The organism is Sodalis sp. RH24, from assembly GCF_047324145.1.
Taxonomy (GTDB): domain Bacteria; phylum Pseudomonadota; class Gammaproteobacteria; order Enterobacterales; family Enterobacteriaceae; genus Acerihabitans.
Window position 1 is genome coordinate 2,789,749 of sequence record NZ_CP178729.1, and the last position, 20,334, is coordinate 2,810,082.

The window sequence follows — 20,334 nt, forward strand, 5'->3', positions numbered from 1 at the left end:
CACCGGCACATCATAAGCCGCTGACGCCACCGTCGACAATCAATTCACTGCCGACGACAAACGCCGATTCATCGGACGCCAGATAGACCGCCGCCTTGGCCAGCTCCAGCGGCGTGCCCAGCCTGCCGAGCGGCACCAGTTGCTTGATTTGCGCCAGCAGGGCCGCATAGGCCGCCCCGTCCAGGCCCAGTTTTTCCAGCGCCGGGGTTTGCGTCGGGCCGGGGCTTAAGCTGTTGACACGGATGCCGCGCGCCAGCAGTTCCCCCGACAGGGTCCGGGAGAGCGACAGCAGTCCGGCTTTGCTGGCGGCATACGGGCCGCTTTGCGGCAGGCCGATATGCGCGCTGACCGAACCGCATAAAATCACCGAGGCCGGTGCATGCAGCAGCGGCAACAGTGACTGCACCAAAAAAAACGGCCCCTTCAGATTGGTCGCCATCAGGCGATCCCAGGCGGCTTCATCCCATTCCTCCAGCGGACGGTGGGTCACGTCGGCGGCATTGATCAGCAGCACATCCAGCCGGGGCCACAAGGTGGCAAGCGCTTGGGCCAGGAGCGGCTGGGCGGCCACATCGCCCGCGTCGCTTTGCAGGCATACCACCCGTTCGCCCAGATCCGCGGCGGCGCGCGCCAGCGCATCGGCGTTGCGTCCGGTGATGGCGACGGTGGCGCCCTCGGCCAGGAACTGACGGGCGGTTTCCAGCCCGATACCGCTGGTGCCGCCGGTGATCAAGGCAAATTTATCGGCTAAACGAGGCATTTTTATCTCTCTGACAGGTGAAAAATGCCATTATTTATAAGATAGTATTAAAATGATAGTAGGTACCAATAGGATACTAAAGAGGCGAGTGGGATGAAATGACGACCCGAACGATTGCGCAACCGAAAAAAATATTACCGCCGCCGGCGATAACGCCCTGCCCGATGCTTACCTTTGTCGAGCTGGTGGCCGGCAAATGGGCCATTCCCATCCTCTACCGGCTGATCGTTATCGACGCCCCGGTGCGTTTTGGCGAACTGCAGCGCGGGGTCTACCCCATCACGCAAAAGGAGCTGACGCGTCAGCTGCGCGCGTTTGAAACCAAGGGCCTGGTGCGGCGTACCGCGTTCGCCGAAATCCCGCCCCGGGTTGAATATCAGGTCACCGCCCTGGGTAAGACGCTGAAGGCGCCGCTACAGTCCCTGGCCGCGTGGGTCGACGCGCACCAGGAGGATTTACAGGCCGGCGCCGGCCTAGAGCGCCGCGCGGGGCAGATCGCTTAGCCGGGAGGTATAGGCCGGCGACAACATGTCGCGTTTCATTTGCCAGTCCCGGCGGATGCCCTGGCCGGCAAACCAGATTTGCCCCCGGCCCGAGCGGTTGACCTTATCCAGGGTCGCCATCAGCGCCTCGGCGTTAACGTGCGGCTTATACCGGTCGAACAGGCCGAGCTGCGCCACGCCCCGGTCATAAAAATCGCCCAGCACGACGCCGGCCTTCAGATAACGCCGATCGTCCAGCCACAGGCTATCCAGGCAGGCCGTCGCCTGGGCGATGATATCCCGGGAATCGTTGGTCGGGACGGGAATGCGGCCGGTGGCCTGGTTGGCGTAATAGATTTCGCCGGCCGCGTGCGGACTGGTGCGCACAAAGACCGCGACCTGCCGGCAAAACTGGTTTTCCCCGCGCAGTTTTTCCGCCGCGCGCGCGGCATAACTGCATACCGCCTCGCGCATATCCTGGTAACGGGTGATACGGGAACTGAAGCTGCGGCTGCAGATAATCTGCTGCTTCACCGCCGGCATTTCCTCCACCTCCAGGCAGGGTTCGCCGCGCAGCTCACGCACCGTGCGCTCCAGCACCACGCTGAAATTATTACGGATAAACGCCGGATGGGAATCCGCCAGTTGCAGCGCCGTGCCGATCCCCATCGCCCGCAGCGTTTTGCCCAGCCGGCGTCCTATGCCCCACACCTCCTCCACCGGCATCAGCGCCATCAGCTTACGCTGGCGCAGCGGCGAGGACAGATCCACCACGCCGCCGGTTTTGCTCCACTGCTTGGCGGCGTGGTTGGCAAGCTTTGCCAGCGTTTTACTGGGCGCAATACCCACCCCCGAATGCAGATGCGTGCACTGCAACAGGGTTTGCTGTACCTCGCGGCCAAACTGTTCCAGCGCCCTGCAATGGCCGACGCCGGTGAGATTGAGAAAGGCCTCGTCGATACTGTAGATCTCAACCGCCGGCGCCATGTCCTCCAGCAGGGTCATCACCCGATGCGACATATCGGCATACAGGGCATAGTTGCTGGAAAACACCGCCACGCCATGTTGTTCAAGCAGCCGGCGAATCTTGAAATAGGGCGCGGCCATAGCAACGCCAAGGCGTTTGGCGGCGGCGGAACGGGCGATAACGCAGCCGTCGTTGTTGCTCAGCACCACCACCGGGCGCCCGCGCAATTCCGGCCGGAATACGGTTTCACACGAAGCGTAGAACGAATTGATATCCACCAGCGCGTACATGGCTACAGCGCCGCGTAGATGATAAACGTCACCACGCCGAAGATTTCCACCTGGCTGTCTTCGGTAATGGGAATGGGCGCGAAGGCGGGATTCATCGGCATCAGCCGCGCGCGGGGATGAAGCTGCAGGCGTTTCACGGTAAAGCCGCCGTCGACGGAGGCGATAACAATATTGCCGTGGTCGGGTTTAAGGGCGCTGTCCACCACCAGGATATCCCCTTCACGGATATTGCCCTCAATCATCGATTCACCCGTGGCGCGGACAAAATAGGTGCTGGCCGGATGGCGCACGCAGATGGCGTTGATATCCAGGCGATGTTCAACATAATCCTGCGCCGGGCTGGGGAACCCCGCAGCGACTTTATCGCCAAAAAACGGCAGCGGTACGCCGATGCCCAACGCCGCGGGATAAATCTTCATAACGGCCACTCCATATACTGTATTTACATACAGTATAGATGCGACCGGGGGAACATGTGAAGCTGGAAAAACCACGGCGGCGACAAACGGCTGATAATCATTGGATTTAAGATCACGCGTGGCTGGCGCCCATGCGCCGGCCTGGCGCCGCATATTTGTATGATAAAACGAGACATAACTCATACTTTTGGTTCTTAAAAACCCTTTTTGTTATGCGACTTTGTTCGGGAACAAGTTTTTCCGCCTGTTTTTCGCGCATTATGCTCCCATGAATTGTAACCCCAGTAACTATCAGGCTTTATAGGATTGCGGGCTGCAACGCTTTGTGTGTGCAATGTGACGGGTGAGAGATGAAGAACAAGACATTAACCCTGCTTGGCGAAGCCGCCATCAGCCGGCGCAGCCTGGTGAAAGGCGGCGTGGCGACCGGGGGATTGCTGTTGGCCAGCAGCGCGCTGCAGCTCCCTTTCCTGTTCGCCCGGGCGGCCGTTACCCCGGCAACGACCGCGGGAACGGCCGATAAGGTGGTCTGGAGCATGTGTTCGGTTAATTGCGGCAGCCGCTGCGCGCTCAGGCTGCATGTGCGCGACGACGAGGTGTATTGGGTGGAAACCGATAACACCGGCCAGGATGAATACGGCGATCATCAGGTGCGCGCCTGCCTGCGCGGCCGCTCCATGCGCCGGCGGATGAACCATCCGGAACGGCTGAAATATCCGATGAAGCGCGTGGGCGAACGCGGCGAAGGCAAATTCCAGCGCATCAGCTGGGATGAAGCGCTGGACGCCATCGCTGATAATCTCAAGCGTATCGTCAAGGATTACGGCAACGAAGCGGTGTATATCAATTATTCCTCCGGCGCCACCGGCGCCAATTTCGCCCGCTCGTCACCGTCGGGCTCGCTTATCACCCGCCTGATGAACTGCTACGGCGGCTACCTCAATCAGTACGGTACCTATAGCACCGCCCAGATCAATGCCGCCATGCCCTACACCTACGGCAGCAACGAGGGCAACAGCACCTCGGATATCGTTAATACCAAACTGGTGGTGATGTTCGGCAACAACCCGGCGGAAACCCGCATGAGCGGCGCCGGCATTACCTACCATCTTGAGCAGGCGCGCGAGCGCTCCAACGCGCGCATGATCGTTATCGATCCGCGCTATACCGATACCGCCGCCGGGCGCGAGGATGAATGGATCCCCATTCGCCCCGGCACCGACGCGGCGCTGGTGTCGGCGATCGCCTGGGTATTGATCAGTGAAAATCTGGTGGATCAGGCGTTTCTGGATACCTACTGCGTCGGTTACGACGAAAAAACCCTGCCGGCCGGCGCGCCGGCCAACGGCCACTACAAAGCCTATATCCTCGGCCAGGGCGACGACGGCATCGCCAAGACGCCGGAGTGGGCGGAGAGGATCACCAGTATCCCCCGCGATCGGATCATCAAGCTGGCGCGTGAAATCGGCGCGACCAAACCGGCTTATATTTGCCAGGGCTGGGGGCCGCAGCGCCAGGCCAACGGCGAGCAGACCGCGCGCGCCATCGCCATGCTGCCGATCCTCACCGGCAACGTGGGCATTAACGGCGGCAACAGCGGCGCCCGCGAGTCCACCTACACCATTACCATCGAACGGCTGCCGGTATTGACCAATCCGGTGAAAACCCAGATCCCGGTATTTTTATGGACCGACGCCATCTCACGCGGCAAGGAAATGACGGCGTTAAAAGACGGCATAAAAGGCAAGGACCGGCTCGACGTGCCGATTAAATTTATCTGGAACTATGCCGGCAATACCCTGGTCAACCAGCATTCGGATATCAATCGCACCCATGAAGTCCTGAAAAACGAGCGCGATTGCGAAATGATCGTGGTGATTGAAAACTTTATGACCTCATCGGCGAAATACGCCGACATCCTGTTGCCGGACCTGATGACCACCGAACAGGAGGATATCGTCCCCAACGATTACGCCGCCAATATGGGGTATCTGATTTTCGGCCAGCCCGCCACCTCGGCAAAATTCGAGCGCCGCTCGATTTACCAGATCACCAGCGATATCGCGCGGCGCCTCGGCGCGGATGTGGCGCAAAAATTTACCGAAGGGCGCACCCAGTCCGAATGGCTGCAATTTTTATATGCCAAGATGCTGGCCAAGGACCCGCAACTGCCGTCCTATGAGCAGTTAAAAGCCCAAGGCATCTATAAACGCCAGGATCCCGACGGCCACTTTGTCGCCTACCGTAAATTCCGCGCGGACCCGGCGGCCAATCCGCTGAAAACCCCTTCCGGCAAAATTGAAATCTATTCGGCGGCATTGGCGCAGCTGGCCGCCACCTGGCAACTGCAGGCGGATGAAAGCATCAGTCCGCTGCCCCGGTATGTCCCCACCTTCGAGGGCTGGGACGATCCGCTGCGCGCGCGTTTTCCGCTGCAGATGGCCGGTTTCCACTATAAGGCGCGCACCCACTCCAGCTACGGCAATATCGACGTGCTGCGGGCCGCCTGTCCGCAGGAGGTGTGGATCAATCCTATCGACGCCGAAAGCCGGGGCATTCGCAACGGCGATAAGGTGCGGGTCTTTAACGACCGGGGCGAGATCAGGATCGACGCCAAGGTAACGCCGCGCATCCTGCCCGGCGTGACGGCCGTCAGCCAGGGCGCCTGGCATCAGGCCGATATGGCCGGGGATAAAATCGATCACGGCGGCTGCATCAATACCCTGACCACGCAGCGTCCATCGCCGCTGGCCAAGGGCAATCCGCAGCATACCAACCTGATACAGATCGAAAAGGTGTAGTGAATGAGCACGCAATACGGTTTTTATATTGATTCGAGTCGCTGCACCGGCTGCAAGACCTGCGAGCTGGCCTGCAAGGATTACAAGAACCTGGGGCCGGATGTCAGTTTCCGCCGCATCTATGAGTATGCCGGCGGCACCTGGCAGGCGGACGGCGCCGGCTATCGCCAGGATGTGTTCGCTTATTACCTGTCCATCGCCTGTAATCATTGCGAGGATCCCGCCTGCGTCAAAGTGTGCCCGAGCGGCGCCATGCACAAAGGCGAAGACGGCTTTGTGGTAGTCAACGAGGACATTTGTATCGGCTGCCGCTATTGTCATATGGCCTGTCCCTACGGCGCGCCGCAGTTTAACGAGGCCAAGGGGCATATGACCAAATGCGACGGCTGCCATGAGCGCGTGGCGGTGGGACAAAAACCTGTCTGCGTGGAATCCTGCCCGCTGCGCGCGCTGGATTTGGCGCCTATCGGCGAACTGCGCGACAAGTATGGCGACCTGGCCGACGTGGCGCCGCTGCCGGCGGCGCATTTCACCATGCCCAACCTGGTGATCAAAGCCAATGCCAATTGCCGCCCGCAGGGCGACACCACCGGCTTTCTCGCCAATCCAAAGGAGGTGTGATATGGGTAACGGATGGCATGAATGGCCGCTGATGTTTTTTACCGTGGCGGGCCAGAGCGTAATCGGCGGTTATCTGGTGATGGCCATGGTGCTGCTGGCCGGCAACCTGACGGTGCAGCAGGCGCGGCGGGTGCATCTGGCCATGTTTTTCCTGTGGCTGCTGATGGGGCTGGGATTTATCGCCTCGATGATGCACCTGGGCTCGCCGATGCGCGCCATGAACGCGCTTAACCGCCTGGGCGCCTCGCCGCTGAGCAATGAAATCGCCACCGGTTCGCTGTTTTTCGCCCTCGGCGGCATCTACTGGCTGATGGCGGTGTTTAACCACATGCCCCGGGCGCTTAACAAGATCTGGCTGGTGATTACCGCGCTGTCGGGCCTGGTATTTCTTTATGCCATGGGCCGGGTCTATATGATTGATACCGTGCCCACCTGGGATAATATCTATACCCCGCTCGGCTTTGTGCTGACGGTGTTTATCGGCGGCCCGCTGCTGGGCTACCTGCTGCTGCAGGCCGCGGGCATCCGCGGGCCGGGCTGGCGCTACCTGCCCTGGATAAGCGTTATCGCGGTGATGATAAGCGTGGCGGCGGTGATGATGCAGGCCGCCGGGCTGGCCGCGATCCACAGTTCGGTGCAGCAGGCCTCGGCGCTTATCCCCGACTATGGCCTGCTGATGGCCGGACGGGTGCTGCTGCTGGCGCTGGGCCTCGCCTGCTGGCTGTGGCCGGTGGCGCGCGGCAACACGCCGCCGCTGGCGGGACTTACGCTGGGCCTGGTGCTGGTGCTCGGCGGCGAACTGATCGGCCGGGCGGTATTTTACGGCCTGCATATGACCGTGGGCATGGCGATTGCCGGTTAGGGGCGATGATATGAATGATGTGAATATGGCCCTGACCGGGCGCACGCTGGGGGCCTTGCTGTATTATCCGCCCCTGTCGGCGCCCAACGCCGGCCTGCTGAAAGCGCTGGCGGCCCCGGGCTGGGAGCGGGAATGGCCTGTCGAGAGCGGCGTCGAAGACGCGGCGGCGCTGATTCGCCAGGGCCTGGCCGCGCCTTGGCATGACGCTTTGGAGGAGACCTTTCAAAATCTGTTTATCGGCCCCTATGCCCTGCCCGCCCCGCCCTGGGGATCGGTCTATCTCGATAAGGAAAGCGTGCTGTTTGGGGAATCCACCGTGGCGCTGCGCCGCTGGCTGGCGCAGGAAGGCATCGCCTCCCGGCAGCAGGACGGCGAGCCGGAGGACCATATCGGCCTGCTGCTGATGCTGGCCGCCTGGCTGGCGGAAAATAATGAAAGCGTGCTGGACGCCCTGCTGGCGCAGCATATATTGCCCTGGTCGGGACGCTACCTGGCATTGCTGGAACAAGGCACGGAGCATCCGTTCTACCGGGGCGTGGCGCGCCTGGCCAGCCTGACGCTGGGCGACTGGCGAAGCAGGCGGAATCTGCAATCACCGGAGAGGGAGTTATACCGTTAACGGCCGCGCGATGAGGCCGTTTTACCGTCAACAGCACCGGATGCCAAAGCGGGTTATGCGTTTTTGACTGTAAGCCCCGGTACATTGCGGTCGCCTTCGAAACGGGCGCTGCCTTTCAATATAACGGTGCATTCATCCCCGTCAAACCTCAATGATTTCACCACTGCGTCATTTTCTATCGTTATGCTATTTTCTTGTGGTTGAGTTATGCGTCCGCTGGTAAAATCGTGATTTTGTGTGCTGAACCTAATATTATTTACCCCAACAAGGTTTAAGTTTCCGGGGGGGAAGTTAACGCCACTAACAATGATATTTATATTGCCAGAGTTGACTCCATTAATACTAATGATTTTTTGGTAATTAGAGTTAATAAAATTTTCTTCTATATTAGACTTTTTCATATAGACTTCATTAACGATTGAGTTAGCACCGATAGTGACATTATTCGAGCATATTTCCAACGTTTTATCTATGACAGAGTCTTTTATTGAAAAAACGCCTGCAGTAATGACATCACCTTTTACATGGCTTTTGTTTTCAAGTGACAAATTACCACTGGCGGTAGTCACACTGTCCGCAATGGAGTTATTAAGCGTAACCTTGCCTGACATTGATTTTATAAATCCGGCCTTTTCGACATTTTTTAAATTAATTTTTCCAGAGTCGGTTTCGACGTTAGACAGAATAACATGTTCACAGCTGATTTTTCCTGATTGAGATTGAACATTACAGTGGATATCTCCTTCAGAGATGGATATAGCACCGCTTTGGCTTTTGATATAAATGTCGTTATTACCCGCGCGAGTAAAACAGTTATGCAAATTTATTTTTTCGCAACCCGTTTCGATTACACTTTTTATTTCCTCGCCTGTAAGGTTGACAGAGTTACCTGAATTGTTTTTTATGATGATGACGTTACTGAGTTGAAAAGACTCATATTGGAAATTCACATTCATATATTAGCATCCTTAAATAAATCAAACGGTTCAACTATATATATTTAATGGCCATTATCAAAAAATAAGCACATAATCTGACTATTTCATAATAATCGTGGAATTATAGCCAATCCTGGCTAAACCTTGATTAAATAACCTAAATGCTACCGGTAGCTTTACATTCCCAGCGGCGTTTTCACGTTCGCCGTTCCCCGGTATGTCGCTCGCGATTGAGTGTTGTCGCGCACAATGTTAAGTTTTAAGGCGACATTGCAAAACACAACCAGAAACAGGGGCGCTATGGCCCCGGTGATTTATAACATTGCACGGCAATAGGATATGATCAGCATGGCGCCTCGCTCCGCATTACGCGACCTCTCGTTTTCCGCCGTCATCGCCGGTTTTATCGCCGTACTGGTGGGCTATGCCAGCTCGGCGGCCATTGTGTTTCAGGCGCTCCAGGCCACGGGGGCCAGCGTTGAGCAAATCGGCGGCTGGCTGACGATGCTGGGCCTGGGAATGGGCATAACCTCGCTGGGCCTGTCGCTGTATTACCGCGCGCCGATCCTCACCGCCTGGTCGACGCCCGGCGCGGCGCTGCTGGTCACCAGCCTGCCGGGCTACTCGATTAACGAGGCCGTCGGCGTCTTTATCTTTGCCTGCGCACTGATTTTACTGTGTGGCGTGACCGGGCTGTTCGCCCGGCTGATGCAGCATATTCCGCAAGCGATTTCGGCGGCGATGCTGGCGGGAATTTTGCTGCGTTTCGGACTGGATGCGTTTATCGCGCTGCAAAGTCATTTTGTGCTGGCGGCGGGCATGTGCCTGGCCTTTTTCCTGACGCGGCGCCTGGCGCCGCGCTATGCCGTCGTGGCGGCGCTTGGCGTCGGCCTGGCCGTTGCCGGCCTGCAGGGCCAGATTGCCTTCGCCGGTAAGCCGCTGACCTTCGCCGCCCCGCATTTTATCATGCCGCATTTTACCCTCTCCGCGCTGATGGGCGTCGGCATGCCGTTTTTTCTGGTGACCATGGCCTCGCAAAACGCGCCGGGCATCGCCACCCTGAAAGCCGCCGGCTATCGCGTGCCGACCTCGCCGCTGATCGCCTGGACGGGGCTGGCGTCGCTGATCCTGGCGCCCTTGGGCGGGTTTTCCATATGCATCGCCGCGATTACCGCCGCCATTTGCATGAGCACGGAGGCCCATCCCGACCCCGCGCGCCGGTATATGGCCGCCGCCGCCGCGGGCGCGGCCTATCTGCTGGCCGGGCTGTTCGGCGGCTCCATCGGCATGGTGTTCGGCGCCCTGCCCGCGGCGCTTATCCATACCATCGCCGGGCTGGCGCTGCTGAGCACCATTGCCGGCAGCCTGCATCGCGCCCTGCTGGAAGAGACGCACCGGGATGCCGCTATCGTCACCTTTTTACTGACCGCGTCCGGCGTCGGTTTTTTCGGCATCGGCAGCGCCTTTTGGGGACTGGCGGGGGGGATTATCACCTGGGGTATCCTGGCGCTGCCGGGTAAGACAAAATAAGCGGAAACACGCCTCGCCGCCGGTACCGGTAGCGACATTCCTCGCGTCGCTAAGTCGTTGGCGTCCGCCGCCGCCGGCGGTGGATACCGGCATCATCGGGCCGCATCGCGATGACCCGGCTGGCTCATCGCGGGTATTATATGGCCGCCGATCGTGGCGTCACGCCGCTTAGCCTTTGGCCTCCTTATCCAGTAGCAGCCGTTTGCGGTCCACCCCCCAGCGATAGCCGGATAACGCCCCGTCGCTGCGCACCACCCGATGGCAGGGTATGGCCACCGCCAGCATATTGGCGGCGCAGGCGCCCGCCACGGCGCGCACCGCGGCGGGCGAACCGATGCGTTTCGCCACCTCCAGGTAGCTGGCCGTGCGCCCGGGCGGGATATCCCGCAGGGCCTGCCAGACGCGCTGCTGGAAGGCGGTGCCGCGAATATCCAGCGGCAGGTCCAGGCCAAGGGCCGGCGCATCGACAAACCCCACCACCAGCGCCATCCGCCGGGCAAAGGCCTCATCGTCCCCCGCCAGCGCCGCGTGGGGGAAGGTATCCTGCAACTGTTCCACCAGCCGCTGCGCATCGTCGCCCAACAGGATGGCGCAGATGCCGCGCGCGCTCTGGGCGACCAGGATATCACCCAGCGAGCAACGCCCGACCGCAAAGACGATAGCAACGCCCTTCCCTCCCGCCCGGTAAGCGGTGGGCGTCATCCCCAGCAGCGCATCGGCTCCGGCGTAAAAACGGCCCTGGGAGTTAAAGCCGGACTCCAGCACCGCGTCGGTCACCGAGGCGTCGCCCGCAAGCCGTTGCCGCACCCGCTGGTTACGCCGGGCCACGGCATAGGCTTTCGGCGTCAGGCCGGTAACGGACTTAAATAACCGGTGGAAATGGAACGGGCTTAAGGCGGCCTGTTGCGCCAGCTCCGCCAGTGTCGGCATCCCCTCAGCCCCGTCAATATAACGGCAGGCCAGCTGGATTTTCGCCGCCTGTTCCGCCGCTAGCGAAGGCCGGCCCTGGCGGCAGCGTTTGCAGGGACGGAAGCCCGCCCGCAACGCGTCTTCGGCATTGGCGAAAAACAGCACATTCGCCGCCAGAGGCAGGCGCGACGGGCAGGATGGCGAGCAGAATATCCCAGTGGTCCTGACGGCATAAACAAACCGGCCGTCGGCGGCTTTATCGCGCGCGACGATGGCCTGCCAGCGCGGGTCCTGCTCGGTGGGTATCATGGATGCGGTGTTACCTGGTTTCATGGCAAAGCCCCTTTGGTTTCATCATATCGCTACGGCCAGGTGGTGACCAGACTGATGATTAGGGTGGCATGCCCGCGGCGGTTAAACCCCCTGAAGCTTGCTTTTTAATGTATGCCGTTATGCCAATGGCTTTTATCGCCATGCCCGCGCCGGCATTATGCAAGACGCCCGTCGCGCATGGTCAGCACCCGGTTGGCATAACTCGACGCCTCCTGCGAATGCGTCACCATCACCACGGTCGTGCCTTCCCGGTTGATGTTTTTCAGCTGTTCCAGCACGTCGCGGCTGTTCTTACTGTCCAGGTTGCCGGTGGGTTCATCCGCCAGTATCAGGCCGGGGCGGGACACCATGGCGCGGGCAATGGCCACCCGCTGCTGCTGGCCGCCGGACAGCTGCGCCGGATAATGCCCGGCGCGATGCGTCAGGCCGAATACCGCCAGGATCTGATCAACCCGCCGCCGGCGCTCCGCCTTCGCCACGCCGCGGTATTTCAGCGGCAGAACCACGTTGTCATAGACCGACATGGAAGGGATCAGGTTAAACGATTGGAATATATAGCCGATAAGCCGCCGTCGTAAGGCGATTTTCTGCGCATAACCCAGGGCGGCGACGTTTTCGCCGGCCAGGGTCAGACGGCCTTCATCAAGGGGTTCGAACATTCCCAGCACGTTCAGCAGGGTGGATTTGCCTGAACCGGACGGCCCCATGACGGCAAGAAAGTCACCCGCCCCGACGTTAAGGCTTACCGCGTTCAGCGCCAGGGTCTTGATGGTCTTGGTGGTGTAGAACTTACCGCCTCTTTCCAGGGTAATCATATCAATCAAACTCAATGATATTGGATTTTTCGTAATCATTATCCGCGAAGGTCACCACCCGTTGCCCTTCGGCAAGCCCGCCGAGTATTTCCGCCTGTGCCGCGCCCTGCCGCTTTAACCGCACCGGCGTCTTAACCGCCCGCCGATCGTTTTCATCAAACACATAGACCAGCGCCTGGCCCTCGTTGAAAAACACCGCTTCGGAAGGGACGAGCAGCGCGTCCTGCTGCGTACTCAGAAACACATGCAGATCGATGGATTGCCCGCGCTTCAGGGCAATCTGCTGGGGCTGGGACGGCCGGAGCCTGGCCTTGAACTTGCCGTTGTCCACCGCCGAGGATACCGATTCAATGGCCAGGGGGATTTCGATGCCGCCGGCCTGCGCCATGACATTGGCCTGGGGCTTGATTTTATCCAGGTAATATTCACTGAAATCGGCTTCAAAGTAGTAGGAATGCAGGTTGTCGACCATGGTAACCTTGTCGCCGGGTTTAATCTGCTGGCCGATTTTGATATCCAGCGATGAGAGGGTGCCGTCGATGGGCGAGACGATAATCAGCTGCTCCAGGCCGCCCTTGATCAAATCCACCAGTTTGCCCAGGCGTTTGATGGAGCGATCAATTTCCTGGAACTGCTGCGGCAGTATTTGGTCCTGCTGCCGATCGTGTCCGGACAAAATGGCGCAGGTTTTTTCCCAATGCGCTAACTCATCCAGCAGGTCTTCATATTTAGCCTTTTCGATAATGGCTTTTTCAAACAGCTTTTTATTGCGCCGGATGTCCTTGACCAGCTTCTGCCGGTTGTAATGGGATTTCTGCAGCTCAAGCTTGGTGTCGCGGCTGTTGCGTTCCAATAACATGCGCATATTGCGCAGATTATTGATCTGTTCGGTGGCGTCGGCGATGCGCGAGGTGACCTGCAGGACAAAATCATAATTGGACAGGCGGGCGATAATTTCGCCTTTTTTGACATAATCGGAAGAGGCTTTATAGATATCGACCACCTTCCCTCCGCGCTCCGTGGAAACGATAACGCTTTCGTTGGGGAGGGCGATGGCGCGGGTAACCAGGGTGTCGGTATAGGCCCCGCGCGTCACCGGATGCAAGGCCACGCTCGCCAACGGCAGGCGCAGGTAATTATCGGTGGTGGCCAGCTTATAGAGCCCTGCGCACAGCAGGATCAACAGCGCGGCGGCGATCCAGGCGATCCATCCGGCGCCCGGATGCAGGGCAGCCTTTTTATCCAGTTTTACGTCCATAGCCGTGGCCCTCGCCGCAGGCGCGCCAGCCGGCCGCCACCGGCCAGCAGGGTCGCGACCATCACCGCCATCACCGCCAGGCCCAGGAGCATCAGGGCGGCGAAGGCATAGGTAAGGGCCAGACCGGTGACCACGTCGAATTGGCCCAGCCAGCGCCGCAGGAGCACAACCCCGATGCCGAGGGATAGCGACAACGTCAGCGTCAGCGCCAGCATGTTTTGCCGCAGGAAAAAGACCGCGCTGGTAGACACCGAGCCGCCCACCGCCGCCATGATCATCAGGGTCTGATTGAGCCGCCGGGCCTCCGACAGCCCGATGACCATCGCGCTGACCAGCATCAGGAACAGGGAAAGAGAAGCCACCAGCCTGATGACGTCCTGGATCAACAGGCTGTTTTTATAGTGTTCGGCATGCAGTTCTTCCACCGTGCGCACCTGCAGGTCCGCCAGGCCATAACCGCTGAGCGCGGAGATGATGCGATCCCGTTGCGCCGCGGTGGAAAACCCGATAGCGGCATACTTTTCCACCCGATCGTTAATGAACAGCATCAGCGGCGGCGGCTGGCGGGTACGCTCGCCCGGATAAAAGTTATCGACGACGCGCAGCACGCGCAGCCGGCGCCTCCCGCCGTCCACCTCGGCGTAGAAGGTCGTGTTAAGCGCTTCATCATAGGAAGACAGCCCCATCAGCCCGATAAAGGCCCGGGTGGCAATCACATGGCGCACCGCCGGATCGGCGCTTACGGCAATGGCATTTTCTCCGCCGCCCAGGGTTTCAAGGCCCCATACCCGGGTAAAGTGAGGGTCGACGTCGAGAGCGCTGACGGTCACGAACTGATCCTTGGCCTGCTGGCGGGCATGCTGGATAATGAGCGCGGTAGGCGTCATATCAAACGGGCGCCAGTTGCTCAAGGCGATATTGGCGCTGCCGGCGTCCTCTTTGAGGCGGTTTTGCAGCGCGCGCACGCTTTCAAGCGAATGGAGCCGTTCGCTGGGTTCAAACGTCAGCAGGTTCTTTTGGCGATAGCCGAAATCGGCTTGCATGACGTAACGGTTCTGCGCCGCCGTACCGGCCCAGGAGTAGACCAGGACGCCCGAGATCAGCAGTTGCGTCACCAGGGTAAGCCGGTTGAGGTAATAGGCCGCGGTGGTTTCGTGGCGGTGATTTGCCCGTCCCGCGCCGGCGGATACAACAAAACAGCAGAAATAAAGCACATGCGCGGCGATCACCACGCAGCCGATAAGCAGCAGCACCGCCAGGAACAGCGCGGCCAGCAATGCGGCGCTGTGATGTGATATCAGCGCCAGGACGTAAGGCGACATGGCGGACGCCCCGAACAATATCAACAGCGCCAGCGCGCAGATGACGGCAAACTGCGGCACGATGACCGCCACCGACTCGGCGGCAAGCTGTTTATCCGACGCGCCCAGCGCGCGTTTGATCTTCAGGCTGCGCCGTTTGGCGGCGTTAACGATGGCATTGACGTTAAAATAGTTTACCGCCGTGGTCAGCAGCACAAACAACGCGGCCGCATACAGGGCATGCAGCAAGGGTTTGGCGATAGTCGCGGCCATGTCATCGGCATAACCGTCGTCATAATGCATCTGCTGGATAGGTTTGGCGCGCAGGTGAATGAATGCCGTGGGAGTAATGGGCGTCCCGGATAGCGGCGGGGCGTGAAGCCCGACCAGTTTATCCAGCAGAGCGTTATCAAACGGCGCGGCCGGGGCGGTCCTGATAAAAATAAACAGGTGGCTGTGATACCAGTCTCTCCGCTTATCGTGATAACCCGCCATCGCCGCCGGTGAGAAGGCAATGACCGCCGGCATATCGATGCTGCTGTCGGAACGGGGTTCAAGCACGCCCTTGATCACAAACCGGCCTTTGTCGCCCAGATCGATAGTCTTGCCCACGGGGGACGCCAGGCCGAGATACCGGCGGTTAAAGGCCGGCGTGATATAAATTTCGTTCGCCGCAAGCAAGGCGGGGGCCTGGCGGTAGGGATTGAGCTGCGTCAGGAAGCCTGCGCTGACCGCGAACACCGGTACGCGATGGACAAACCGCCCCTCGCTGCGAACGGTAGTAAACAGCCGCAGGGCATAGACGACGCGGTCAATCCCCGGTTGTTTGCGCAGCGCGTCAAGCAACGGCAGCGGGGCCTGGGCGGAACGCACCTTATCGCCGTTGGGTGGGCAAAACAGGGTTTCGATGCGGTAAAGGCGTTCAGCGCCGGGATAAAACCGATCTATTTTAACATCGTCGATAAAGAGCAGCAGAATTAAGAAGGTCGTGGCAAAACCGATGGCGGTAATAACGATCGCCAACAGGGAGGCAACAGGATTGGCTTTTATATCGTTAACAAACTCACTCAGGATCATCAGCGGATTATCTCGGTGGAGGGAGTAAAAAACCACTATGCCTTGCAATATATTATTTAATTTGTCTATTAATTATTAATTACTATATATTAATCACGCTAACTGATTGAAAATCATTATACTTATAAACAGGATTATCCTCTTATTGATTTAAGAAGGCATTAATAAAAGCGTCAATCTACTGGGTGTGTTTTTTAATATTATTTAATCTGCGTTTAACTTTACGCCATAAAAACGCGTACCGTTAATGAATAAAAAAACGGGCCGCCCGCCGGCGGCCCGTGGCGCTGAAACAGACCTTACACCCGTTTTTTGGTGGCGGTATCCATCCAAACCGCCAGCAGCAGGATGGCCCCTTTAACGATATATTGCCAGAACGTGGGCACGTCAAGCATGCTCATGCCGTTATCCAGCGACGCCATGATAAACGCGCCCATTACCGCGCCGGCCACGCTGCCGACGCCGCCGGCCAGGCTGGTGCCGCCGATGACGCAGGCGGCAATGGCGTCCAGTTCGGCGATATTGCCCGCCGACGGCGATCCGGCGCCAAGGCGGGAACTGAGGATAAGCCCGGCAATCGCCACCATCAGGCCGTTGATGGCGAATACCGCCAGCTTGGTGCGCTCGACATTCACGCCGGAAAGCCGGGCGGCGTCAATATTGCCGCCGATGGCATAGACGCGCCGGCCGAAGGCGGTGCGGGACGCCATAAACAGGCCGGCCAGCATCAGCGCCACCAGCATCAGCACCGGCGTGGGCACGCCGCGGTAGTCGTTAAGCAAATAAATGGCGCCCAATACCACCACGGCGGTAATAGCCTGGCGCGTCATATCCCAGGTCTTGGCCGGCACGGACAATCCCAGACGCTGACGATTGCCGCGCCGGCGCCATTGCCAGGCGATAAACAGCACCAGGCTGATAAACCCGATGCCAAACCCCGCGCCGCCCGGCAGATAGCTTTGCCCGATCTGCGACATGGCGGGCGATGTGGGCGATACCGTGGTCCCGTTGGTGACGCCGATTAAAATGCCGCGAAACGCCAGCATGCCCGCCAGGGTGACAATAAACGAAGGCACCTTGCGGTACGCCACCCACCAGCCGTTCCAGGCGCCGAGCAGCAACCCGAGCACCAGGGTCACGGCGATGGTCAGCGGCAGCGGCCATCCCAGCCAGACGTCGAAAATCGCCGCCGCCCCGCCCAGCAATCCCATCATGGAGCCGACCGACAGATCGATCTCCGCCGAGATGATGACAAATACCATGCCGACCGCGAGAATGCCGGTAATGGCGGTCTGGCGCAGCAGGTTGGAAATATTGCGCGCGCTCAGGTACGAGCCTTCGGTGGTAAACGTGAAAAACAGCATGATGACCACGATGGCGGCCAGCATGACGAACACCTGCAGGTTGAGGGACTTCCGCCTGCCGCCGGCAATCGCCGCACCGTCGGTGTGAATAATTTTAGACATGGGAATCACTCCTGAGCGCCGCTTCCATGACCTGTTCCTGGGTCAGGTTGCGGTTGATAAGTGAGGCTTTAATGACACCTTGGTGCATCGCCAGCACCCGATCGCTGATGCCCAGCACCTCGGGTAATTCCGAGGACACCACGATGACGGCGATGCCCTGGCGCACCAATTGATTAATCAGCAGGTAGATTTCCTGCTTGGCGCCGATATCGATACCGCGGGTCGGCTCGTCGAGTATCAGGATGTCCGGGTTTAGCAGCAGACATTTCGCCAGGATGGCTTTTTGCTGGTTGCCGCCGCTAAGCCGGCCGATGGCCAGTTCCGGGGAAGCGGTTTTCACCTTCAGCCGCCCGATGGCGTCACGCACCGCGGCCTGCTCGGCGGCCTCGTCCACCATGCCGAACCCGCCGGTGAATTGGTTGAGCGCCGCCAGGGTAATATTGGCGCCGACGCTCATCACCGGCACGATGCCGTCCTTTTTACGATCCTCGGGCACCATGGCTATCCCCCTGCGCATTGCCTGGCGGCAGTTGGCGAAACGTACCGGCGCGCCATGGAGCAGGATCGTGCCCTCCCAGCGCCCCGGATAACTGCCGAACAGGCACTGCACCAGTTCGGTACGACCCGATCCCACCAGCCCGGCGATGCCGAGGATTTCCCCTTTATGCAGGCTGAAGGCGGCATTATTGACGCGGCGGATATGCTGATTGACCGGATGCCAGGCTGTCAGGCCCTCCACCCGCAGGATTTCCTCGCCAATCACGTGAGGCTCATGGGGATAAAGCTCCGTCAGTTCGCGGCCCACCATCATGGTGATCAGCGCCTCTTCGCTCAGGCCCGCGGCCGGACGCGTGGCGATATGCCTGCCGTCGCGAATGACGCAGATCATGTCCGATATGGCTTTGACTTCATTAAGTTTATGGGAAATATAAATGCAGGCGATATCGTGATTGCGCAAATCGTCGACGATATCGAGCAGGATGGCGGTCTCGCTTTCGGTGAGCGACGCGGTGGGCTCGTCCAGGATCAGCAGGCGGACCTGCTTGTTGAGCGCCTTGGCGATTTCCACCAGCTGCTGCTGGCCCAGGCCCAGTTCGCCGACCCGCGTGTCGGGGTCGATATTGAGTTTGACCTGCGCCAGCATCCGCTGGCAGCGCAGGTACATATTGTCATAATCCATGACGCCGTATTTCGCCCACTCGGTGCCGAGGAAAATATTCTCCAGTACCGTCATTTGTTTCACCAGCGCCAGCTCCTGATGAATAATGGCGATGCCCTTTTGTTCGGTATCGCGTACCCCGTGCGCCACCAGAGGTTCGCCGCCGAACAGGATCTCGCCCTCGAAGGTGCCGTGCGGATACACCGCCGACAGCACTTTCATCAGCGTCGATTTACCCGAGCCGTTTTCGCCGCACAGCGACAGCACCTGGCCGGCCTCGATGGTCAGGGACACATTATCCACCGCCTTGACCTGGCCGAACCGCTTGGTGATATTTTTCATTTCCAGCAAATTTGATGCCACGATAATCAACCTCCGCAACCGGGCCGCTGTTTAGCGCGGCCCGGTTCAGTTAACGTCACAGACGACAGCCGGCGTTCAGGCGGATTAGTTCAGATCGGATTTCTTGTGGAAACCATCGGCGATGACCGTGCTCTCTATGTTGCTTTTATCCACCGAGATCGGCGTCAGCAAATAGGAGGGGACGTCCTTGAGGCCATTGTTAAGGGAGGCGTTGGACTTGGGTTTTTCGCCATTGCCCAATTGAACCGCTATCTCGGCGGCAGTGGAGGCCAGCTGCTTGATCGGTTTATACACGGTCATGGTCTGGGTGCCCTGGTTAATCCGCTGAATACCGGCCAGATCCGCATCCTGGCCCGAAATGGCCACTTTGCCGGCCAGCCCCTGGGCGGCCAGCGCCTGGATGGCGCCGCCGGCGGTGGCATCGTTGGAGGCCACTACCGCGTCAATTTTATTGTTATTGGCGGTCAGGGCATTCTCCATGATTTTCAGGGCGTTTTCAGGTAACCAGCCGTCGGCCCATTGGTCGCCGACGATTTTTATCTTACCGCTGTCAATCAAGGGTTTAAGCACCGTCATCTGGCCGGCGCGGAACATTTTGGCGTTATTATCCACCGGCGAGCCGCCCATCAGGAAATAATTACCTTGCGGCACCCGCTTAACCAGGCTTTGCGCCTGCAGTTGCCCGACTTTTTCGTTATCAAAGGAAATATAAAAATCCACATCAGCATTATTTATCATTCGATCATAAGCGAGGACTTTTATGCCCTCCCGTTTCGCTTCGGCAATAACATTGCTTAACACTTGTCCGTTGTAAGGAATAATCACCAACACGTCGACGCCGCGATTGATCATATTCTCTATTTGTGACATTTGCGTTTCTTCATTGCCGTTGGAGGATTGAACAAAAACATCGGCACCCAGTGATTTGGCCTTGGCGACGAAAATATCGCGGTCTTTTTGCCAGCGTTCCAGACGCAGGTCGTCCACCGCCATGCCGATCTTGATTTGTTTGGCCATGCCCGGCTGGCTTAGCAATACCAGCGCCGCGCAGGCGGAAAGCAGGAGAGTTTTCAGTTTCATTTTAATTCCTTATGTTACTTTTATAAGAACATATTCAGCAATGGAACTTGCCGAGCAACGGATAAGAATCAAACCTTTACAAATAATGTTGCGTAGGGGCGCCCAAGAGGCGACAGAGTTAACCCATGTAGTATTAGGGTCGGAAATCAGCAGCGGCAATTGCAAATTTTCACAACGGCATTATGATATTTTACTCAAATGCGTATTCTGTGAGCTGCGCCTTATTTTGCCGGTGAGGTTAAGGCCGGCCAAACATTAACTTCCGTATTTTTCCCGCCAAAAAG

The 20,334-nt window shown here is 58.8% G+C and carries 17 protein-coding genes; 6 read left to right on the forward strand and 11 right to left on the reverse strand.

The window, feature by feature from the left end:
* Positions 1–10: 10 nt before the first annotated feature.
* Positions 11–760, reverse strand: coding sequence for an SDR family oxidoreductase (locus ACL2XG_RS12815; protein ID WP_410012258.1), 750 nt, complete (start codon positions 758–760; stop codon positions 11–13).
* Positions 761–858: 98 nt separating this feature from the next.
* On the opposite strand from ACL2XG_RS12815, the gene ACL2XG_RS12820 reads away from it, so the two are divergent.
* The gene (locus ACL2XG_RS12820; protein ID WP_410012259.1) at positions 859–1,263 is read left to right on the forward strand and encodes a winged helix-turn-helix transcriptional regulator; all 405 of its coding nucleotides are present in this window, start codon (positions 859–861) and stop codon (positions 1,261–1,263) included.
* On the opposite strand, the gene umuC is transcribed toward ACL2XG_RS12820, so the two are convergent.
* Entirely contained in the window at positions 1,234–2,499 is a 1,266-nt protein-coding gene (gene umuC / locus ACL2XG_RS12825) for a translesion error-prone DNA polymerase V subunit UmuC (RefSeq protein WP_410012260.1), read from the reverse strand. The two genes, ACL2XG_RS12820 and umuC, sit on opposite strands and share 30 nt — an antisense overlap.
* Positions 2,500–2,501: 2 nt before the next feature.
* Positions 2,502–2,918 (reverse strand): translesion error-prone DNA polymerase V autoproteolytic subunit, encoded by a 417-nt coding sequence (gene umuD, locus ACL2XG_RS12830; protein ID WP_410012261.1) that lies wholly within the window; start codon positions 2,916–2,918, stop codon positions 2,502–2,504.
* A 350-nt stretch (positions 2,919–3,268) separates the two neighbouring features.
* Between umuD and ACL2XG_RS12835 the strand changes: the two genes are divergently transcribed.
* Genes ACL2XG_RS12835 through dmsD form a run of 4 tightly spaced genes read left to right on the forward strand, consistent with a single transcriptional unit; the run spans position 3,269 to position 7,821 of the window.
* Positions 3,269–5,719 carry a DmsA/YnfE/YnfF family dimethyl sulfoxide reductase gene (locus tag ACL2XG_RS12835; RefSeq protein WP_410012262.1) on the forward strand — a complete coding sequence of 817 codons (2,451 nt, stop codon included), beginning with the start codon at positions 3,269–3,271 and terminating at the stop codon, positions 5,717–5,719.
* A gap of 3 nt (positions 5,720–5,722) precedes the next feature.
* Positions 5,723–6,340, forward strand: a complete 618-nt coding sequence (locus ACL2XG_RS12840; protein WP_410012263.1) for a DMSO/selenate family reductase complex B subunit — start codon at positions 5,723–5,725, stop codon at positions 6,338–6,340.
* Position 6,341: 1 nt separating this feature from the next.
* Entirely contained in the window at positions 6,342–7,202 is an 861-nt protein-coding gene (locus ACL2XG_RS12845) for a DmsC/YnfH family molybdoenzyme membrane anchor subunit (RefSeq protein WP_410012264.1), read from the forward strand.
* A 10-nt stretch (positions 7,203–7,212) separates the two neighbouring features.
* Entirely contained in the window at positions 7,213–7,821 is a 609-nt protein-coding gene (gene dmsD / locus ACL2XG_RS12850; protein ID WP_410012265.1) for a Tat proofreading chaperone DmsD, read from the forward strand.
* A gap of 53 nt (positions 7,822–7,874) precedes the next feature.
* Here the strand turns inward: dmsD and ACL2XG_RS12855 are convergent, their stop codons facing one another.
* A complete protein-coding gene (locus tag ACL2XG_RS12855; RefSeq protein WP_410012266.1) occupies positions 7,875–8,777 on the reverse strand; it encodes a hypothetical protein in 903 nt (300 codons plus the stop codon).
* A gap of 330 nt (positions 8,778–9,107) precedes the next feature.
* On the opposite strand from ACL2XG_RS12855, the gene ACL2XG_RS12860 reads away from it, so the two are divergent.
* Positions 9,108–10,289, forward strand: a complete 1,182-nt coding sequence (locus ACL2XG_RS12860; RefSeq protein WP_413722035.1) for a benzoate/H(+) symporter BenE family transporter — start codon at positions 9,108–9,110, stop codon at positions 10,287–10,289.
* 168 nt (positions 10,290–10,457) lie between these two features.
* Here ACL2XG_RS12860 and ada read toward each other — a convergent pair whose 3' ends face one another.
* The 7 genes from ada to xylF all read right to left on the reverse strand — a co-directional run bounded on the left by ada (position 10,458) and on the right by xylF (position 20,050).
* Positions 10,458–11,531 carry a bifunctional DNA-binding transcriptional regulator/O6-methylguanine-DNA methyltransferase Ada gene (ada, locus tag ACL2XG_RS12865; protein WP_413722034.1) on the reverse strand — a complete coding sequence of 358 codons (1,074 nt, stop codon included), beginning with the start codon at positions 11,529–11,531 and terminating at the stop codon, positions 10,458–10,460.
* Between the two features lie 155 nt (positions 11,532–11,686).
* Positions 11,687–12,346 (reverse strand): darobactin export ABC transporter ATP-binding protein, encoded by a 660-nt coding sequence (darD, locus tag ACL2XG_RS12870; protein WP_410012269.1) that lies wholly within the window; start codon positions 12,344–12,346, stop codon positions 11,687–11,689.
* A 1-nt stretch (position 12,347) separates the two neighbouring features.
* Positions 12,348–13,604 (reverse strand): darobactin export ABC transporter periplasmic adaptor subunit, encoded by a 1,257-nt coding sequence (gene darC / locus ACL2XG_RS12875; RefSeq protein ID WP_410012270.1) that lies wholly within the window; start codon positions 13,602–13,604, stop codon positions 12,348–12,350.
* Entirely contained in the window at positions 13,595–15,982 is a 2,388-nt protein-coding gene (gene darB, locus ACL2XG_RS12880; protein WP_413722033.1) for a darobactin export ABC transporter permease subunit, read from the reverse strand. The genes darC and darB overlap by 10 nt, the downstream gene beginning before the upstream one ends.
* Positions 15,983–16,281: 299 nt before the next feature.
* On the reverse strand, positions 16,282–17,448 hold the full coding sequence (xylH, locus tag ACL2XG_RS12885) for a xylose ABC transporter permease XylH (protein WP_413722032.1): 1,167 nt from the start codon (positions 17,446–17,448) through the stop codon (positions 16,282–16,284).
* Positions 17,441–18,949 (reverse strand): xylose ABC transporter ATP-binding protein, encoded by a 1,509-nt coding sequence (locus tag ACL2XG_RS12890; RefSeq protein ID WP_413723540.1) that lies wholly within the window; start codon positions 18,947–18,949, stop codon positions 17,441–17,443. The genes xylH and ACL2XG_RS12890 overlap by 8 nt, the downstream gene beginning before the upstream one ends.
* Positions 18,950–19,054: 105 nt before the next feature.
* The gene (gene xylF / locus ACL2XG_RS12895) at positions 19,055–20,050 is read right to left on the reverse strand and encodes a D-xylose ABC transporter substrate-binding protein (protein WP_413722031.1); all 996 of its coding nucleotides are present in this window, start codon (positions 20,048–20,050) and stop codon (positions 19,055–19,057) included.
* Positions 20,051–20,334 lie beyond the last annotated feature (284 nt).